This is a genomic window from Nostoc sp. JL23, from assembly GCF_017115065.1.
Lineage (GTDB): Bacteria > Cyanobacteriota > Cyanobacteriia > Cyanobacteriales > Nostocaceae > Nostoc > Nostoc punctiforme_A.
In genome coordinates this window covers 138,694-155,673 of record NZ_JABXKN010000143.1, presented here as the reverse complement: position 1 = coordinate 155,673, position 16,980 = coordinate 138,694, and the positions used below count along the sequence as shown (strand labels likewise).

13 protein-coding genes are annotated in these 16,980 nt (G+C 40.8%); 9 read left to right on the top strand and 4 right to left on the bottom strand.

All coding sequences use genetic code 11. The annotated features are described in order from the left end of the window. Position 1 precedes the first annotated feature (1 nt). A complete protein-coding gene (gene cobN, locus HWQ42_RS30825) occupies positions 2–3,967 on the bottom strand; it encodes a cobaltochelatase subunit CobN (protein ID WP_292818741.1) in 3,966 nt (1,321 codons plus the stop codon). Between the two features lie 94 nt (positions 3,968–4,061). On the opposite strand from cobN, the gene HWQ42_RS30820 reads away from it, so the two are divergent. Further along, complete coding sequence (locus tag HWQ42_RS30820; protein WP_292818738.1) at positions 4,062–6,095, top strand: GAF domain-containing sensor histidine kinase; 2,034 nt, start codon at positions 4,062–4,064, stop codon at positions 6,093–6,095. 32 nt (positions 6,096–6,127) lie between these two features. Here the strand turns inward: HWQ42_RS30820 and HWQ42_RS30815 are convergent, their stop codons facing one another. Both HWQ42_RS30815 and HWQ42_RS30810 read right to left on the bottom strand, forming a co-directional pair. After that, positions 6,128–6,958, bottom strand: a complete 831-nt coding sequence (locus HWQ42_RS30815; RefSeq protein ID WP_292818735.1) for a YheC/YheD family protein — start codon at positions 6,956–6,958, stop codon at positions 6,128–6,130. A gap of 50 nt (positions 6,959–7,008) precedes the next feature. Next, positions 7,009–7,908: a hypothetical protein gene (locus HWQ42_RS30810; RefSeq protein ID WP_292818732.1), complete on the bottom strand. Its 900-nt coding sequence runs from the start codon at positions 7,906–7,908 to the stop codon at positions 7,009–7,011. A gap of 135 nt (positions 7,909–8,043) precedes the next feature. Between HWQ42_RS30810 and HWQ42_RS30805 the strand changes: the two genes are divergently transcribed. The 5 genes from HWQ42_RS30805 (at position 8,044) to HWQ42_RS30785 (ending at position 12,020) form a co-directional block, all read left to right on the top strand. Then, complete coding sequence (locus HWQ42_RS30805; protein ID WP_292818729.1) at positions 8,044–8,961, top strand: metallophosphoesterase; 918 nt, start codon at positions 8,044–8,046, stop codon at positions 8,959–8,961. A gap of 4 nt (positions 8,962–8,965) precedes the next feature. Next, positions 8,966–9,499 carry a GAF domain-containing protein gene (locus tag HWQ42_RS30800; protein WP_292818726.1) on the top strand — a complete coding sequence of 178 codons (534 nt, stop codon included), beginning with the start codon at positions 8,966–8,968 and terminating at the stop codon, positions 9,497–9,499. A gap of 54 nt (positions 9,500–9,553) precedes the next feature. Next, positions 9,554–11,020 carry an AAA family ATPase gene (locus HWQ42_RS30795; RefSeq protein ID WP_292737836.1) on the top strand — a complete coding sequence of 489 codons (1,467 nt, stop codon included), beginning with the start codon at positions 9,554–9,556 and terminating at the stop codon, positions 11,018–11,020. Next, positions 11,017–11,652, top strand: coding sequence for a retron system putative HNH endonuclease (locus HWQ42_RS30790; protein ID WP_292818723.1), 636 nt, complete (start codon positions 11,017–11,019; stop codon positions 11,650–11,652). The genes HWQ42_RS30795 and HWQ42_RS30790 overlap by 4 nt, the downstream gene beginning before the upstream one ends. A gap of 74 nt (positions 11,653–11,726) precedes the next feature. Then, on the top strand, positions 11,727–12,020 hold the full coding sequence (locus HWQ42_RS30785) for an antibiotic biosynthesis monooxygenase (protein WP_292818720.1): 294 nt from the start codon (positions 11,727–11,729) through the stop codon (positions 12,018–12,020). Between the two features lie 392 nt (positions 12,021–12,412). On the opposite strand, the gene pcrA is transcribed toward HWQ42_RS30785, so the two are convergent. Beyond that, positions 12,413–14,737 (bottom strand): DNA helicase PcrA, encoded by a 2,325-nt coding sequence (pcrA, locus tag HWQ42_RS30780; protein ID WP_292818857.1) that lies wholly within the window; start codon positions 14,735–14,737, stop codon positions 12,413–12,415. Positions 14,738–14,894: 157 nt separating this feature from the next. Here pcrA and HWQ42_RS30775 point away from each other — a divergent pair, with 157 nt between their 5' ends. The 3 genes from HWQ42_RS30775 (at position 14,895) to HWQ42_RS30765 (ending at position 16,978) form a co-directional block, all read left to right on the top strand. Next, a complete protein-coding gene (locus HWQ42_RS30775; RefSeq protein ID WP_292818718.1) occupies positions 14,895–15,146 on the top strand; it encodes a hypothetical protein in 252 nt (83 codons plus the stop codon). An 86-nt stretch (positions 15,147–15,232) separates the two neighbouring features. Further along, the gene (locus HWQ42_RS30770; protein WP_292818715.1) at positions 15,233–15,460 is read left to right on the top strand and encodes a hypothetical protein; all 228 of its coding nucleotides are present in this window, start codon (positions 15,233–15,235) and stop codon (positions 15,458–15,460) included. Between the two features lie 549 nt (positions 15,461–16,009). Then, a complete protein-coding gene (locus tag HWQ42_RS30765; protein ID WP_292818712.1) occupies positions 16,010–16,978 on the top strand; it encodes a sodium-dependent bicarbonate transport family permease in 969 nt (322 codons plus the stop codon). The last annotated feature ends 2 nt before the right edge of the window (positions 16,979–16,980 follow it).

Genomic DNA, 16,980 nt, shown 5'->3' with positions numbered 1-16,980 from the left:
CCTACACCATTGATTTTTCTTCGATAACTGCTTCAGCTTGATGTACTAGGTTCCTCAAAGCTTCTAATGTTCCTATATTTACATCCTCCCACAAATTGCGCTTATGTGCTTCTAATAATTTTTCAGCAATATCACGCAGTGCGTAAGGGTTCTTTTGCTGAATAAATTCTACAACAACTGGATCGAGTAGATAAGCATCTACTATGCCTTGATACATGTAATCTTCAGCACATTTTGCTGTTGCATCGTAGGCGAATAGATAATCTACCGTCGCCGCCATTTCAAAAGCTCCCTTGTATCCGTGGCGCATTACTCCTGCAATCCATTTGGGATTAACTACGCGAGAACGATACACTCGTGCAATTTCTTCTTTCAGTTGACGAACGCGTGGTTGGGCGGGTATAGAATTATCTCCAAAATAAGTTTGGGGATTTTTTCCCTGTAGAGAACGCACCGCTGCTGTTAAGCCACCCTGAAATTGGTAATAATCATCAGAATCGAGTAGATCGTGTTCGCGGTTATCTTGATTGTGCAGGACTATTTGCATTTGAGACAAGCGTTGCTCGAAGGCTTCGGTATTGGGCACTGGGCATTGGGCATTGGGCATTGGGCATTGGGCATTGGAAATTTTATCCTCCCCTGCTCCCCCTGCTCCCCCTGCTCCCGAAGAATAGGCGTAAGAACTCCAGTTAATGTAGGCGCGGGCTAAATCTTCGTCATCTGTCCAGTTTTGCGATTCGATTAAACCTTGGAGTCCAGCGCCGTAAGCACCTGGGCGAGAACCAAAGATGCGATAGCGCGATCGCACCACGGCTTCTTGTATAGTTAATCCTTGGCTTGTCCATAAATCAGTCTCTTGGCGAACTGCATCCGCTAGGGGATTTTGTTCTGGCGGTTCATCCAAGTCTGCTACTGCTGACACTGCTTGATCGAATAAGTCAATCAAGTTGGGAAAAGCATCTCGGAAGAATCCAGAAATTCGTAAGGTGACATCTACACGGGGTCGTCCTAAAATCGCTAGGGGCAAAATTTCAAAATCCACTACTCGCCGCGCTGCACCATCCCAGACAGGTTGGACTCCGAGTAAAGCTAAGGCTTCGGCTATATCATCACCTCCAGTCCTCATGGTGGCTGTTCCCCACATTGATAAACCTAGTGTTTTGGGATACTCGCCATGCTCTTGCGTGTAATATTCTACAAGGGTTTCAGCGGCTTTTCTGCCGATATCCCAAGCCGTCTCTGTGGGAATGGCGCGAATATCGACAGAATAAAAGTTTCTTCCTGTTGGTAGAACTTCCGGGCGGCCGCGTGTGGGTGCGCCAGATGGAGCGCTGGGGACATATCCACCATCGAGTCCGTGTAATAAATGGGTTATTTCTTGATCGGTTTTTTGTAAGGCGGGAAGGAGGCGATCGCTTATCCAGTTAAGGGTAGTGCTGAGTGAGGAGTGGGGAGTTAGGAGTGAGGAGTTAGGAGTTATGAGTTGTTCTACTAAGAGGGCAGCGTGTTCTTCTAGGACTTCGACGATATCACCAAGGGTACGGCATTCTGTGCCATTGACTATTGAGTATTCACCGCTAGGCATTGACAAATCGGCTGTGAGAGGATCGAAGTCTAATCCCCAATCTTGAGCGATCGCACGGGTAATACCTGAAGAATGGCGATTGGGGATGCGAGCGATCGCTACTATTAAATCCCTCAATTGCCTTCCTTGGGGACATTGCCCAAAAATATGCAAGCCATCACGGATTTGGGCTTCTTTCAATTCACAAAGATAACCACCGATGGAATTCAAAATTAAGGATTCAGAATTAAAAATTTCTGTTTCATTTTGGATTCCTAAATCTAGATGGAGATTTTCTTTGATCACCAGTTCGTGGATGCGATCGCGAATCACTGGCAAACGCGAAGGATCTAAACTGTCGGCTTCATAATACTCATCAATTAAATTTTCTAACTGTTGCAAAGAACCGTAGAGTTCCGCACGAGTCATCGGTGGCGTGAGGTGATCTATAATCACCGCTTGAGCGCGACGTTTGGCTTGGGAACCTTCACCAGGATCGTTGACAATAAACGGGTACAGGTGGGGAAGTGCGCCGAAAGCTACTTCTGGATAACAATTACTCGATAAAGCCACACTTTTACCCGGTAGCCATTCTAGATTTCCGTGTTTCCCTACATGAACTACAGCATCAGCACCAAAAGTTTCTCTAACCCAATAGTAGAAAGCTAAATAATCATGGGTTGGTTCTAAATCCGGTGCATGATAATTCAAACTGGGGTCATTATCATAACCCCTTGCTGGCTGAATTCCCACAAAAACGTTGCCGAGTTGAATTCCAGAAATGGGGATTGGGCATTGGGGATTGGGCATTGGGCATTGGTTATTCCCATGCCCCATGCCCCATGCCCCATGCCCTATTCCCCACCTTTCACTAATACCTTGCTGCACTGCTGGCGGTAATGAAGCGAAATATTCTTGATATTCTTCCCAAGAAACACTTTGGTTTACCGGAAGCGATTCTCTACCTTCCGGATCGTTGGTTACGCCAGATGTCAGCCGTTGAATCAGCTCGTCTCCTTGAGCAGGTGGATTTTCTACTTCATACCCAGCTTGATGTAAAGCTTGCAGGATTTCTACACAACTAGCTGGGGTGTCGAGTCCCACACCATTGGCGAGGCGGCCATTACGGTTGGGGTAGTTTGCGAGAATCAGGGCAATTCGACGTTCTTGGGGTGGTTTGGAACGTAGACGCGCCCAATTTGCTGCTAGTTTAGCAACGAACTCAATGCGATCGCTCACTGGTTCATAAATTACTACATCTGTTTCTAAATGGGGATTACGAGTTTGCAAGGCTTTAAAAGACACGGCACGAGTAATAATCCGCCCATCTACTTCTGGTAGCGCCACATTCATCCCAATATCGCGGGGAGAAAGCCCTTGAAACTGTGACTCCCACTGCTCAATCGATCCGCCACTGAGGATTACCTGCAACACAGGCACATCTAATTTTTGCCACAGTTCGGTTTGGGGTGTTTCGCTTTCCAAGCGTGCTAGAGAAAAACTGGTGGTATTTAGCAGTACAGCGATTGATTCAGCTTCTTTGGGTTGAAAAAATTCACTCAACTCAACTTGAACATCTGGTTCACGCAATGAAGAAACAAATACTGGTACTGGTTGTAAATTTTTCTGTACCAAGGCTTCGCATAAAGCATCAATTACTTTAGTATTCCCCGCTAAATAATGAGCGCGGTAGAAAAGGATGCCGATTTTGGGCATGGGGCATGGAGCATGGGGCATTGGGTATTGGAACCCTTGAGCTTCTGAGGTGGATTCATCCAGTTCAAAGGTGGATGAACGAGTATCTGAGGTGGATGAACGAAGTTCTAACTCTCTTCTGCCCCCCTGCCCCCCTGCTCCCCACTCATACAATCCCACGCGCGGAATCGGCTGAGGTGGTAGGGGATTATATGCAGTTAATAAGCAACTATCGGAGATAAATTGCAGAGCATTAACGAAATTTTCCACGCCGCCTTCGCTAAAATACTGCCATACCTGATTAACAACACCCAAGGGTACGGTAGACTGAGAAATTAAATCGGGATCAAAAGCGTCATCCCCTGGCATTACAATGAGAGTTCTACCATTACGTTGCACAATTTCTTGCACTACTTCTAAGCCATAACCCCAGTAAGAACGTCCTCCTAATAGGCGCAAAATAATTACTTGGGCAAGTTCTAAAACTTGCTCTCCATAAGTATCTATACTTAATTGTTGCTGTAACTGCAATAGGTTGGCGACTCTTAATGCCGGAAAGCTTGGGGGTAATTTTGTCACCGCAGCTGCCAAGGTTTGAATGTCAGTATCAGCAGCCGTAATCAAGACGAAAGGCGCGGGAGTTTGTTCTAAAAAAATTAAACCCTCTGACTGATTCCATCCACCCGATGTGCTACTTATACGATGCATAATCCTGTGTTACCGTTTTAAGTTGTTGGTTAGTACATAATCAAAACAAACTTTTTTCCCTGCATTCAGCCCTCTCTTACCAAAATGATTGAAAATGCTTAGTTCTCCTGATTTGAGCTTTTCTCGAACCTTGCCTATTGTTGTATTTAATCAGCTTGGGGAGTTGTTAGAACAGATGGCTCAAACGGTGGGAAGTGCCGTTTTGATACTGACAGAAGCTGTGTTGGTGCGGATTTACATACCTGTGGAGTGGCAAAGGCAAAAGTTTACATTAGTGGTTTCTGAGCAGTTTAGCGTCCTTTTGGTCGGAACCTTTGAGCAAGGAAGCAGGGAAACAGAGGGGCAAGAAACTTACTCAGAAATCAATGCTCAGTTGACGTTTAATTTGGAGGTGATCGCAACATTTATCTCCGAATTGAGAGACTTATTTGAGTGCGATTCTTATACTCACCAAAATCTCGAACGCTATCAGCAAATTATTAGACCCAATGATGCTACGCTCCAAAGTCAATTCACGCTGTTGTTATTAGAATATCTCCTAACTCAACCAAACCAAGAAATAATAGCATCTCCAAGCCCAATTGGGCCAGCAGTTTATATCTGTCAGCCAGTGGAAGATGCTTTAAAAAAACAGATTTCCCAAGAGCGGCTATTTAATCAGGTAACAACACAGATCCGCAAAAGCCTGGATTTGCCTGTTATTATGGCAACGGCAATTACACAGGTACGTGAGTTTTTGGAATTAGACAGATTAGTAATTTATAAATTTGCAGGTTCTCAGGTAAATACTCAACCATACCAGTCTGACACTATTCCTCTCAATGAAACGGCACTGACAACAGGTATGGAACTATCAGTTAGGGAACCTTGCGAAATCTATTTTTCTATACATGAAAACAACGGTGAACACTCGCCTTTTGTATCAGTTAATAATAAAACCCTCTTAGAAGACTACCAACAATATGGAGGTTATATTGTCTATGAAGCCCGTGCTACAGATGCTATTAGCTCGGTATTGAATTACACAGAAGAAAATTGCTTTATCCGAACCTCTCAATGTTGGGAAAAGTATCGCCAAGGTTTTACCTTAGCTGTGGATGATGTCGAAAAAACTTATGCTCTGGAAGAGTGTTTGTTGAATTTTTTAAGGGAATGCCAAGTTAGGGCTAAGTTTGCTGCACCGATAATGTTTGAGGATAAACTGTGGGGATTGCTGATTGCTCATCAGTGCGATGAACCTCACCAGTGGAATGATAGCGAAAAAAACTTGCTGGTTGCGATCGCAGAACAATTAGCGATCGCAATTCACCAAGCTGAGTTAATGCAAACCCTCACCCAAGAAAAACAAAATCTCGAACAACGAGTTATTGAGCGCACAATGGCCCTACGTGATGCTCTCCTCGCCGCCGAAGCTGCTAGCCGGATCAGAAGTGAGTTTCTCGCTACTATCAGTCATGAATTGCTCACACCTTTGACTTATGTGATTGGGATGTCTTCGACGTTATTACGCTGGCCTTTGGGTGAATTGAGTCAACGACAACGGGGTTATCTGCAAACAATCCACGACAGTGGAGAACATTTATTAGGAATGATTAATGACATCCTCGATTTATCGCAAATCGAGGCTGGAAAAACAGCTTTAAATATTTCGGAATTTTCTTTAGTGAATGTTGCCGAAAATGCTGTGAAGTCACTGCAAAAAAAAGCAACAAGCGAACAAATTAATCTTATACTTGATTTGCAAATCGATCCCAGGCGCGATCGCTTTATCGGCGATGCCAAACGAGTAGAACAAATCCTGTGGAATTTGTTAACTAATGCGATTAAATTCACCCCTGAAAGTGGCAGTGTTACTTTACGTCTTTGGGTGGAAGATAATACCGCTATTTTTCAAGTGGAAGATACCGGGATTGGCATTCCTGAAGAACAATTGCCATTACTATTTGAAAAATTTCAGCAACTCGATACACCCTATCGCCGCCGCTACGAAGGCACTGGACTGGGATTGGCTTTAACTAAACAACTCGTGGAACTCCATCGAGGTCGAATTGAAGTAGAATCAACTGTAAGTATTGGCTCTATTTTTACTGTATGGATACCAACTCAGACAATGAGAGTGGTGAGTTAGGAGTTAAGCAAGAGACGCGATGATTTGTTTCTTCAATTTGAGGCTAGGCTAACGAGCATTTTTTCAAAAATTTTCAACACATGCTCCTCTCCATTATCTCTAATAAAAATGCCAAAATTTGGGTGAGAGTTGATTTCAATCAACCAATATTGATTATCTCGATCTAATACAATATCAAAACCACCATAATCAAGGTCTAATTCTTCAAAAACTGGTTTAGCAAAATTAGTAATCTCTGACAGTATTTGTGGATCATTAATATACTTGGCTTTCGCACCATCCCAGTGTAGAGGACTGAGATTACCGACAAACTTGGCATCAGTTATATCTTTTTCATAGAGCAAAACTAACTCTTTATTTAAGAAAACCGCTCTATACTCAGATTTTATCTGAATAAATTCTTGAGCAAGAGCGACGTAATCATACTTATTATTGATATTAAAAATTTCTTTTAAAGCAGTTTCAATTTCATCTATATTCTTACATAAAAAAACATTATGCCCGCTGGCACCAGAATTTTTTTTGATAATTACTGGTGTTTTAAAACTTTCTTTTATTTCTAATACGATATCTTGAATAGTTGAAAATTTTAAGTAAATCTTATATTTGGTGTCACAAAAAGGGGAAAGAAAACCCACTGTCCGAGGAAGTTTAACTTTTTTGTTTAAAACATGATAAGTGTATTCTTTGTCTTTGAGCAGGTGTGCTACTGCTTGATTAAGTAAGGGAGTGCTATAGTTACAAAAATAATGCTGTTTACTATTCAATTTTATTTTGATTAAGTTTTCCGAAGGATGCAGAATTTCATAGTTTATGTTTAAGTTTTCACAAGCTTTCAGCAATAGCGAAACATTGTCTAACATAAATACTTAAAGTTAAACTCCAAATTACGAATTACGAATTACGAATTACTTTAACTTGCTGTTTGCCGTTTAAAAATTACTATCTCAGTCCCAACAACTGGGTTACGAGCTATGAGTGTATTTTGGGAATCGATAATTTCTAAATGAGTAAAATCAAGTTCTTGAGAGCGTTGTAATATCTCCGTAGCTAGTTTGTCTTGCTGAGATTCATTGAGAGTGTACCAATCATTACTAATTTTGACAGTCAAGTTACTTGTACGGAAGTTGGCTTGAATTGACTTTATCAGACCAGAGGCAACGCGATCGCTAATTTCGGCTACTTGATTTTCAATAGCCGCAATCAAAGCTTGTTCAGGTGTCAATTCTATGATGGGTGTCGGTGTTGGGATTGGCGTTGGTGTTGGGATTGGCGTTGGCGTAGGAATTGGTTCTGGTTCCGGTTCCGGCGTTGGTGGAGTAGTTTGTACTTCTGGCGGCGGCGTAATATCCTCTGCTGGCTGTGGTTCTGGTGCGACTGATTCCGGTGGAGTAGTTATCGTTTGTGTTGGTATCGGAACCTCTTCAACCGGGGGAACAGTTGCTATTTCAGTAGGTTTACCAGTAAAGATAGTCGTAGTTGTCCAAACGAGAATTACAGCAACTCCAGTAACAATTCCCGTCAAAGCTGTATCTGATAGCTTTGTTGACAAATTTGATGGCAAAAACAAGCGGATTGTCCTTAACAGTCCACCCCACCTCAACTGAAGCTGCTGAAAAAAACCAGGTTTTTCCTCAGTACCAGGTGGCGGTGCTGTCTCCAGTTTCTCCACCGTTACTTCTAAAACCCCAATCGTCCCTTGGAGAAGTTGGATAATTTTAGCCTTCCAAAAGGGCTGAACTCTCTGGTAAGGTTTTTGGGGAGGTTGAGTTACCTGCTCATCCGTCGGTTTTGACTGATTGTCTTGTGACATGGAACTTTCACCAAAAGCAGCGAATCAAAGACAAACAACGTACATTATTACTGGTGCTGCCTTCTTTTGCATTAATGTATCACTTCATTGCTCATTGTTTCCGCTAAACTGACTATTTATTAAATTTGGTGACTTATGAAACTGAAACGCCGTCAATTTTTATTTTTAAGTAGCGTCAGCGCCATTGGTACAGGATTTTTAAGCTGGATGTTTGCTCATCAAAATCATCAAAGTGCTGATATTAGCGATTCAACAACAGCTATAGCCGCAAACCCAGCCAAAAAAGACTTGTTATTACGTTTTGTGTCTGTAGCAGATACGGGAACTGGGGCTAAAGGACAGTATGCTGTGGCTGGGGCAATGAATGCGTATCATAAGAAAAATCCTTATGATTTAGTCGTTTTAGCTGGAGACAACATTTATAATAACGGCGAAATTGAGAAAATTAATGCAGTTTTTGAGCGTCCTTATCAAGGTTTACTGAAGCAAGGTGTGAAATTTCACGCTTGTTTAGGTAATCACGATATTCGTACCGCCAATGGCGAACCACAAGTCAAATATGCTGGCTTTAATATGAAGGGACGTTACTATACATTTCGCCGGGGAACTGTGCAATTTTTTGCTTTAGATACTAACAGTAATGCTGATTGGAAAAACCAGCTACCTTGGTTAGAAAAAGAATTAAGTCTTAGTAATGCTCCTTGGAAAGTAGTGTTTGGTCATCATCCGATTTATTCATCGGGTCAGTATGGGAATAATCCAGATTTTATTAAAACTTTTACTCCCCTATTTAAAAAATACGGCGTTCAACTTTACATCAATGGCCACGAACACAATTATGAGCGCACTCGTGCTATCGATGGTACAACTTACTTAATTTGTGGCGCGGGTGCTGGCAATCGTCCTGTAGGACGTTCTGAGTGGACAGGGTATTCTACTAGTGACTTAAGTTTTGCCTCTTATGAAGTGTATAAAGATAGAATAGAAATAAGTGCGATCGCTACTAATAATCGCGTTTTTGATAAAGGGATTATTCAATTAAAATCAGTTTAGTTGTATGACTCAGCAAGAACTTCCTTCTGCACTCAAAAATATTGTAGAATCATCTCAAACACCAGATGCTATATTTTCTGCACTGTTGCCAGCTGTAGGCGATTTTCTACAGTCCGACAGATGTTTTCTATACTTGCATAATCCACAAAATGACCTTGGTAGAGTTGCCTTTTGTTGGATTCGCACTCCAGATGTACCTACTGTTTATAATGAAGAATGGGCAGCACAACCCCCAACTTTAGTAGATGAAGATCCGATGTTTGCGGCTGCATTACGTGCTGAACCTTCAATCTTTGTAGAAGATGTAGAAACTGCTGATTCTCAAGTCTTAAATCGAGAGTTTGAACAGAAGTATTTTGGACATCGCGCCCTAATTCATGCCCATATCCGCCAAGATGGGCAACTCTGGGGAATTTTACAACCATGTATTTTTGGTCATCCCAGAATTTGGACTGAAGATGAACGAGGGGTAATTAATAATCTTGTCGAAAAAATCACACCTTTTGCAATTGATTATGTCAAGTGTGCTTTTGATTAGCTGTTTTTTACCAATTTTTAGCTGTATTAAATTACGTTCAGCGTTGTTAAAACTATGAAAGTCAAGCGCTTGAAAATACAATCATTCCGTGGAATTAACGATTTGACGCTTGAGTTTGATGAAACCCAGCCAACGGTACTTATTGGTATTAATGGCGTGGGCAAATCAAATATTCTTGATTGTCTGGCTATTATTATGTCACAGGTTACGGGAAAAATTCAGGACTCTCCTGACTCTATTCGTTCCTTCAGCAAACAAGATACAAGTAGTGGTCGTAACGAAATACGCGCCGAAGTTATTACCGTGCTAGATAATTTGCAGGAAGTGCCTTTGTCTATCAATCTGTTTCAGATAGGTGATAGCAAATCATCTGCGCTGCTACAACCAGCAATGGAAGATTTTGCTGTAAATTTAGTTGCAGATATTGCAAAATTTTTAAAAAACTCAGGTAGTAAAGAATTTTCAGATATTGAATATCAAGAATTGCAAGAAATCTTAAATCCCATATTACCAACTATAGTAGATAAAATTTCTGATTCTGTCGCTACTGATATTGCTAAATCTACTAATATTTCTAGTTTTCAATACTCAAGATTAGGGCTGCAAACTACAATTGAATATCTACGTAAACAATTAGAAACTAATTCTCAATCCAATATTCATTTAGTAGTTTACTACCCTGTTAATCGCGCTGTTATTGATATGCCTTTAGAGATTTCAGAGGGAAGTTCATTTAAACAAGTGGATGCCTATAATCAGGCACTTACGGGAGGAAGAATTGACTTCAAAATATTTTTTGAATGGTTTAGAAATCGAGAAGATTTAGAAAATGAGAGGAGAAGAGATAACCCTGATTATAGAGACAAACAATTAGAAGCAGTAAGACAGTCTATCTCTTCCTTAATACCAGAATTTTTAAACTTACAGGTTGAACGTTCTCCACTCCGAATGACTGTCAGAAAAAAAGGTGAGGAACTTATAGTGAATCAGCTATCTGATGGAGAAAAATGCCTGCTGGCTATGGTGGGAGATTTAGCAAGACGATTAGCGATCGCTAACCCTAGTTTACCAGATCCACTCCAAGGTAGTGGTGTTGTTTTAATTGATGAAATTGAACTACATCTACACCCTAAATGGCAACGGGAAATTATTCCAGCTTTGACAAGAACATTCCCCAATTGCCAATTTATTGTTACCACCCATTCGCCTCAAGTAATTAGCCAAGTCAAGCCTGAAGGAATTTATATTCTAGAAAAAACAGACGAAGGTGTTGTTGCTAAAAGACCGGAAAGTTCCTTTGGGAGAGACAGCAATCGAATACTAGAAGACCTCATGGGTGTTCCCGCACGTCCACAAGAAATTAAAGATCGTTTACATGAGTTATTTAGACTCATTGATGAAGGAAATCTTGATGGTGCTAGGCAATTATCTCAGGAAATTGCTGATATTATTGGGCAAGATGAACCAGAATTAGTAAAAGCAAGTGTATCTATTCGACGCAAAGAGATTTTGAAGCGGTGAAATATATCAAAAAAAGTGAGGAGCCAGAAAGTTTTACCGTTTGGAAAAACCTAGCAAATGAAGATTGGCAACCAAGTTGGGACAACTTCAGCAAACCACAAAAAACTGATGTACATAATTCTTTGTTGCAAGAGCAAGGTTTTATCTGTTGTTATTGTGGAAGACGTATTACCAAGGATATTAGCCATATTGAACATCTAAAACCTAGATATCCTAATACTGAGCTAGCGCTGGAATACACAAATATGCTGGCTTCATGCCAAAGAGAAAGAGAGCGTAAAGAACCTCTGCACTGTGGAAGCAAGAAAGATCATTGGTACGATGAGAATTTGATGGTTTCACCCATAAATGCAAATTGTGAGGAGTTCTTTAAGTACACTGATGACGGTCAGATTTTGGCGACAAATAATTCAAAAAAGCAATTAGCTGCTGAAACAACAATTGATAAACTCGGACTCAATATTGATAAACTGAAAGATTTACGTGCAAAAGCTCTTGAGCCAATATTGGAAATCATCAATACAATCACAGAGGAAGACAGACAAGACTTAATTCTAGGCTTTAGTGAAACTGATTCTAAAGGATATTACGAAGAGTTTTGTGCTGCGATTATCTATTTACTAAAAAATTAGTCTTAATGGCGCAGCCCGTTGTAGACATCACATTATACTAAATAACATTAGCTTAATACTCACTGTAAAACTTTATGATTCTTGAAGCTGTGATGCTTCATATTAAACCTGGTTTGGAATCCGATTTTGAAACTGATTTCAAAAAAGCTTCTAAAATTATTTCCTCAATGGACGGATATTTATCCCATGAATTGCATAAATGTATAGAAGTTCAAGGTAAATATTTATTACTTGTCAGATGGGAAACTTTAGAATCTCATACTGTAGGATTTAGAAGTTCTGCTGAGTATCAAGAGTGGAAAAAACTTCTACATCATTTTTATGAGCCATTTCCCACTGTTGAACACTTTGAAGAAATTGAAATATGAAAAAAAACAAGTTACAAAAACTCATCCTTTGATAACTTCAGAAGAAGCTGGAGTTAATACAACTTAAGCTCAACTTATAAATGTTGGTGTTTTAGTTACAACTAACTCGTTTTTAGATAAGTAAAACTAAAGTTGGATTTAATGAATTTAATCATTAATTATAAAAAGTCCGAAAATGATAAGTGAAATAGGAGTTTTAGGTAATAAAACTTCTTCCTAACTTATTAATGAACAAGTTTTAGTTAGTCCAGAACGTTGTGGAGTTACAAATGAACAAGTTTTATTCACTACAGCATGTTCTAGAGTTATAAATGCTTCTTTTGTAGTTGACACAGCTTGTTCTGTAGCAACGCACCATCAAAATATAGTCTATTTGGTCGTTTATATACCTCTTACTCTACTCGTTGCAACTGTGCTACTCTTGGGTCAACAATTTTTTGTCCCAAACTAGCAAATTTAATTGCTACAGACATCTTACTACCCGTTCCAAAAACATGCGTGATTTCGCCAAGACCAAAAGTTTTGTGTAATACTCTATCGCCTACTTGCCAATTCTGTGTTGAGTCTTGTTTTCCATTAGGAGTAGAGGCACTTTTGGTATAAGTTTGACGACTCGCACGTTTGGTAGATAATAATTCTTCTGGCAACTCATCGAGAAATTGCGATCGCATCGCAGGTTCACGAGAACCATACAAACGGCGTTCCCGCGCGTGTGATAAAAATAACCGCTCTTGAGCGCGAGTAATCCCCACATAACACAAGCGGCGTTCTTCTTCCAAAGATGCAGGATCGCTGAGGGAACGGTAGCCGGGAAATAGCCCCTGTTCTAATCCCACCAAAAACACTACGGGAAATTCCAAACCTTTGGAAGCGTGCAAAGTCATCAAAGAAACGGCTGTCTGTCCTTCTTTTAAATTATCCAAATCGGAACTAAGGGCGGCACTACTTAGAAAATCTCTTAGGGAAACCTCTTCGTTTTCTTCTTGAAATTGCAGTGCAGCGTTATAAAGTTCTTGAACGTTTTGTACCCGATCTGTGGCTTCATCTGTGCCTTGATTCATCAAGTCTTGAACGTAACCAGAGTCTTCTAATATTCCTTGCAAAACCTCTGTCACCGGAAGCGTGCTGACTTGTGCTTGCCAACGGCTGATCGTTGCGGCAAAGTTATTTACAGCTTTTGTCGCCCGTCCAGCTAATGTATTAACTGATGTTTCGTCGCTGAGGATTTCCCACAAAGTTGTCCCTAATTGCTGAGATGCGTTCATCAAAGCGTCAATAGTGGTTTTGCCAATTCCCCGCCGGGGAGTATTAATAACTCGTAATAAACTGACTGTATCAGCTGGATTATTTATCGCTCTTAAATAAGCAACGACATCTTTAATTTCTTTGCGATCGTAAAACCTCATTCCCCCTACAACTGTGTAAGGAATTTGATATTTCACCAACAATTCTTCAAATGGCCGAGATTGGGCATTCGTCCGATAAAGTATGGCAAAACTACCCCAGTTTAACTCTGGATTTTGCTGTTCTAAAGTGCTAATTTGATTAATTACAAATGCCGCTTCTGCAAGTTCTTCATCGGCTTTGTGACAAGTAATCTGTTCACCCGTCCCCCGCGTCGCTTTCAGGACTTTATCAATCCGTTGGGTGTTATTTTCAATCAGTTCATTAGCCGCTTGCAGAATGTTTTCACAAGAACGATAGTTTTCTTCCAACTTAACCATTGTTCGAGTATCATCATCTACCAAACCATCGCCAAAGTCTTCCTGAAATCCTAGCAAGATGGTGAAATCTGCCATCCGAAAGCTGTAAATTGATTGGTCTGCATCACCAACAACAAAAACTGAGCGATTTTCCCATTGCCATTCGCTCTTTTTGGTTTCGCCATTAGTAACTAATAAATTAATCAGTTGATACTGAGTGCGGTTAGTATCCTGATATTCATCTACGAGGATATGACGAAACTTGCGATGCCAGTAACCCAATACCTGCTCGTTTTGTTGAAATAATCTAGTAGGTACAAGAATAAGATCGTCAAAGTCGAGAGCGTTGTTTTGCGCTAACTTATCTTGATATAAATTGTATACTTGGGCAATCACCCGTCCGCGATAATTAGGTTGATCTTGCTCAAATTCTTGGGGTGATAAACCTTGGTTTTTAGCGTTACTAATAGCGTAGCGGACAGAGCGGGCATCAAACTTCTTATCGTCTAAATTTAGCTCTTTATTAACGATTTCTTTGATCAGACTGATAACATCTGATTCATCAAAAATAGAGAAATTACGATTCCACTTGCGTCCTTTTTCGTCTACATATTTTTCAATATCAAAACGGAGAATGCGAGAAAATAGACTGTGGAAAGTGCCACACCATAAATCTTTGATCGTGTTTTTGTAAACTTGCGATCGCAGTTGCGTTTGTTGATATTCTGTCAACAAATCCAACCGCTGTCCGTGTTGTTTCATTGCCAGTTGTTCAGCAAACAGCCGTTGAATCCGTTCTTTCATCTCCCGCGCGGCTTTATTGGTAAAAGTAACCGCCAGGATATTTTCTGGATCAACACGGTGTTTCAGAATCAGATTCGCAATGCGATAAGTCAGCGCTCGTGTTTTACCGGAACCTGCGCCAGCAACAACTAGCAACGGGCCACAGTAATGTTCGACAGCTTGACGTTGGCTAGGGTTAAGGTGACTGAGAAAGTCGATGGTTGTTGTCATGGATGTGAAAAAGCGATCGCCTGGTGTCACATCAATAGAGAGTCGCTATTGCCCAGGTTACAATATCCTAACGAAACTTGGTCAATAAAGATTGTGTGGCAATCTTTTTAACCAGAATGGTACTGTATCATGATTTATGTAGAAGCAAGAAAAAGCTATGCTGTCAGTCAAAGGCACATTCCAAAACGGTGTAGTTCATCCTAACGAACCAATTGAAGGGCATGAAGGGCAGTCAGTTATAATTGTGTTTGTCGAAGAAAACCGCACACCTCAGCCAGCAACGCCAGAAGGCTCAGATTGGGATAAGCTGAGGCAGTTGATTAAAAACTGTGCAGTTGATACAGATATTAGCGATTTGGCACAGCAGCATGACCATTATCTCTATGGAATGCCAAAGCGAGAATCATAACCTTGACGAAAGTTTTTGTCTTCACAGCTGCCTGGATTGCTCTTCTTAATGTTAGGGATAATCTTCATCACCAGGCAAATGAGGTAATGGATAGACTTCTGCGCTTAGAAACGCCTTTGGTGACAACAGAGTTTGTACTATTGGAGGTTGCAGATGCTCTGTGTACACCAGTCAGCCGTATTCAGACAGTTGCTTTCATCAACAGTTTGAGAGTTTTAAAAAGTGTGCAAATCATCCCTTTCGACCAAAAATTGCTGGGCTGGATGAAGGTTGGATGTTATACAGCCAGCGTCCTGATAAAGATTGGGGACTAACTGACTGTATTAGCTTTGCGGTGATGACACAGGAGGGGATTACTCAAGCCTTTACATCTGACCGGCATTTTGAGCAAGCAGGATTTACAAAACTGTTGTAAATCAAAAAATACTGGGATTTAGACAAAGTTTGTGTTGTGGCAATTCATAATTGCCCTGACAATACGTTAACTTTTCTACGTAGAAAAGTTAGCCACTAGTTATTCCGGCGCGTTGTGTCGTAAAATCAGCCACGGGGAATCAAACATCAAAACATGATGAGCAAGCTCTAACTTGTTCTGTTGTCAACACTAGGGGCAATTAAATTAATAAATTGCCCCAATACGTTTTCGTAGGGACATGAAAATGTTTCCTAGTCCGTGGTTTATTTGCTTGCAAAACGCTGTACATATCTAACTGAGAGTATAGTCACCAATCGGACTATTCACTCCTTGAGTACCCAATTGACATTAGGTAACAATACACGATACATCATCATTGAACCGTTAAATTTTTAAAGATGAAAAATTTCTTTAATTGCAGGTTTTACCAGTATAAAGAGGGGTGGATATGGATTTTAGCTTAATTGTATCCAACATTTTGAATCCGCCAATCTTGTTTTTCTTTTTAGGCATGACTGCTGTTTTTGTCAAGTCCGATTTAGAAATTCCCCCACCAGTACCCAAACTCCTTTCGTTGTATTTGCTGTTTGCAATTGGTTTTAAAGGAGGGGTAGAACTAATCAAAAGCGGACTGAATCAGGAGGTAATTCTAACACTCGCAGCAGCAATGTTGATGGCTTGTTTTGTTCCAATTTACACCTTTTTTATCTTAAAGTGGAAACTGGATACTTACGATGCTGCGGCGATCGCAGCAACCTACGGTTCTATCAGTGCCGTCACTTTCATCACTGCCGGCGCTTTTTTAACTGAGCTTGGTATTCAGTATGATGGTTACATGGTAGCAGCTCTTGCCCTGATGGAATCTCCGGCGATCATTGTTGGTCTGATTTTGGTAAGTATATTCACTGCCGATGAAAAGCGAGAGTTTGCTTGGTCGGAAGTTTTGCAAGAAGCATTTCTTAATAGTTCAGTTTTTCTACTAGTCGGTAGCCTCTTAATCGGCGTCTTGACAGGAGAACGTGGTTGGCACGTATTAGAACCCTTTGCTCAAGGGTTGTTTTATGGCATTCTTACCTTCTTTTTATTGGATATGGGACTGGTGGCTGCCAGAAGAATTAAAGACTTGCAAAAAACCGGAGTTTTCCTGATTTTATTTGCCATACTAATTCCAATACTCAATGCAGGCATTGGGTTAGCGATCGCCAAATTCATCGGTATGCCTCAGGGAAATTCGCTGTTATTCGCTGTATTGTGTGCCAGCGCTTCTTACATTGCTGTGCCAGCAGCGATGCGGATGACTGTTCCCGAAGCAAATCCCAGCCTATATGTTTCTACCGCTCTAGCAGTCACATTTCCGTTCAATATTATTGTGGGAATTCCGCTATATCTCTACGGAATTAACCTATTCTGGAGGTAATA

What these genes read in the sequence shown, in the direction of transcription:
- HWQ42_RS30805 (WP_292818729.1), top strand. Translation starts at nt 8,044, where the DNA reads ATGAAACTGAAACGCCGTCAATTTTTATTTTTAAGTAGCGTCAGCGCC.
- HWQ42_RS30800 (WP_292818726.1), top strand. Translation starts at nt 8,966, where the DNA reads ATGACTCAGCAAGAACTTCCTTCTGCACTCAAAAATATTGTAGAATCA.
- HWQ42_RS30810 (WP_292818732.1), bottom strand. Translation starts at nt 7,908, where the DNA reads ATGTCACAAGACAATCAGTCAAAACCGACGGATGAGCAGGTAACTCAA.
- HWQ42_RS30820 (WP_292818738.1), top strand. Translation starts at nt 4,062, where the DNA reads ATGCTTAGTTCTCCTGATTTGAGCTTTTCTCGAACCTTGCCTATTGTT.
- HWQ42_RS30775 (WP_292818718.1), top strand. Translation starts at nt 14,895, where the DNA reads ATGCTGTCAGTCAAAGGCACATTCCAAAACGGTGTAGTTCATCCTAAC.
- HWQ42_RS30795 (WP_292737836.1), top strand. Translation starts at nt 9,554, where the DNA reads ATGAAAGTCAAGCGCTTGAAAATACAATCATTCCGTGGAATTAACGAT.
- pcrA (WP_292818857.1), bottom strand. Translation starts at nt 14,737, where the DNA reads ATGACAACAACCATCGACTTTCTCAGTCACCTTAACCCTAGCCAACGT.
- cobN (WP_292818741.1), bottom strand. Translation starts at nt 3,967, where the DNA reads ATGCATCGTATAAGTAGCACATCGGGTGGATGGAATCAGTCAGAGGGT.
- HWQ42_RS30815 (WP_292818735.1), bottom strand. Translation starts at nt 6,958, where the DNA reads ATGTTAGACAATGTTTCGCTATTGCTGAAAGCTTGTGAAAACTTAAAC.
- HWQ42_RS30785 (WP_292818720.1), top strand. Translation starts at nt 11,727, where the DNA reads ATGATTCTTGAAGCTGTGATGCTTCATATTAAACCTGGTTTGGAATCC.
- HWQ42_RS30770 (WP_292818715.1), top strand. Translation starts at nt 15,233, where the DNA reads ATGGATAGACTTCTGCGCTTAGAAACGCCTTTGGTGACAACAGAGTTT.
- HWQ42_RS30765 (WP_292818712.1), top strand. Translation starts at nt 16,010, where the DNA reads ATGGATTTTAGCTTAATTGTATCCAACATTTTGAATCCGCCAATCTTG.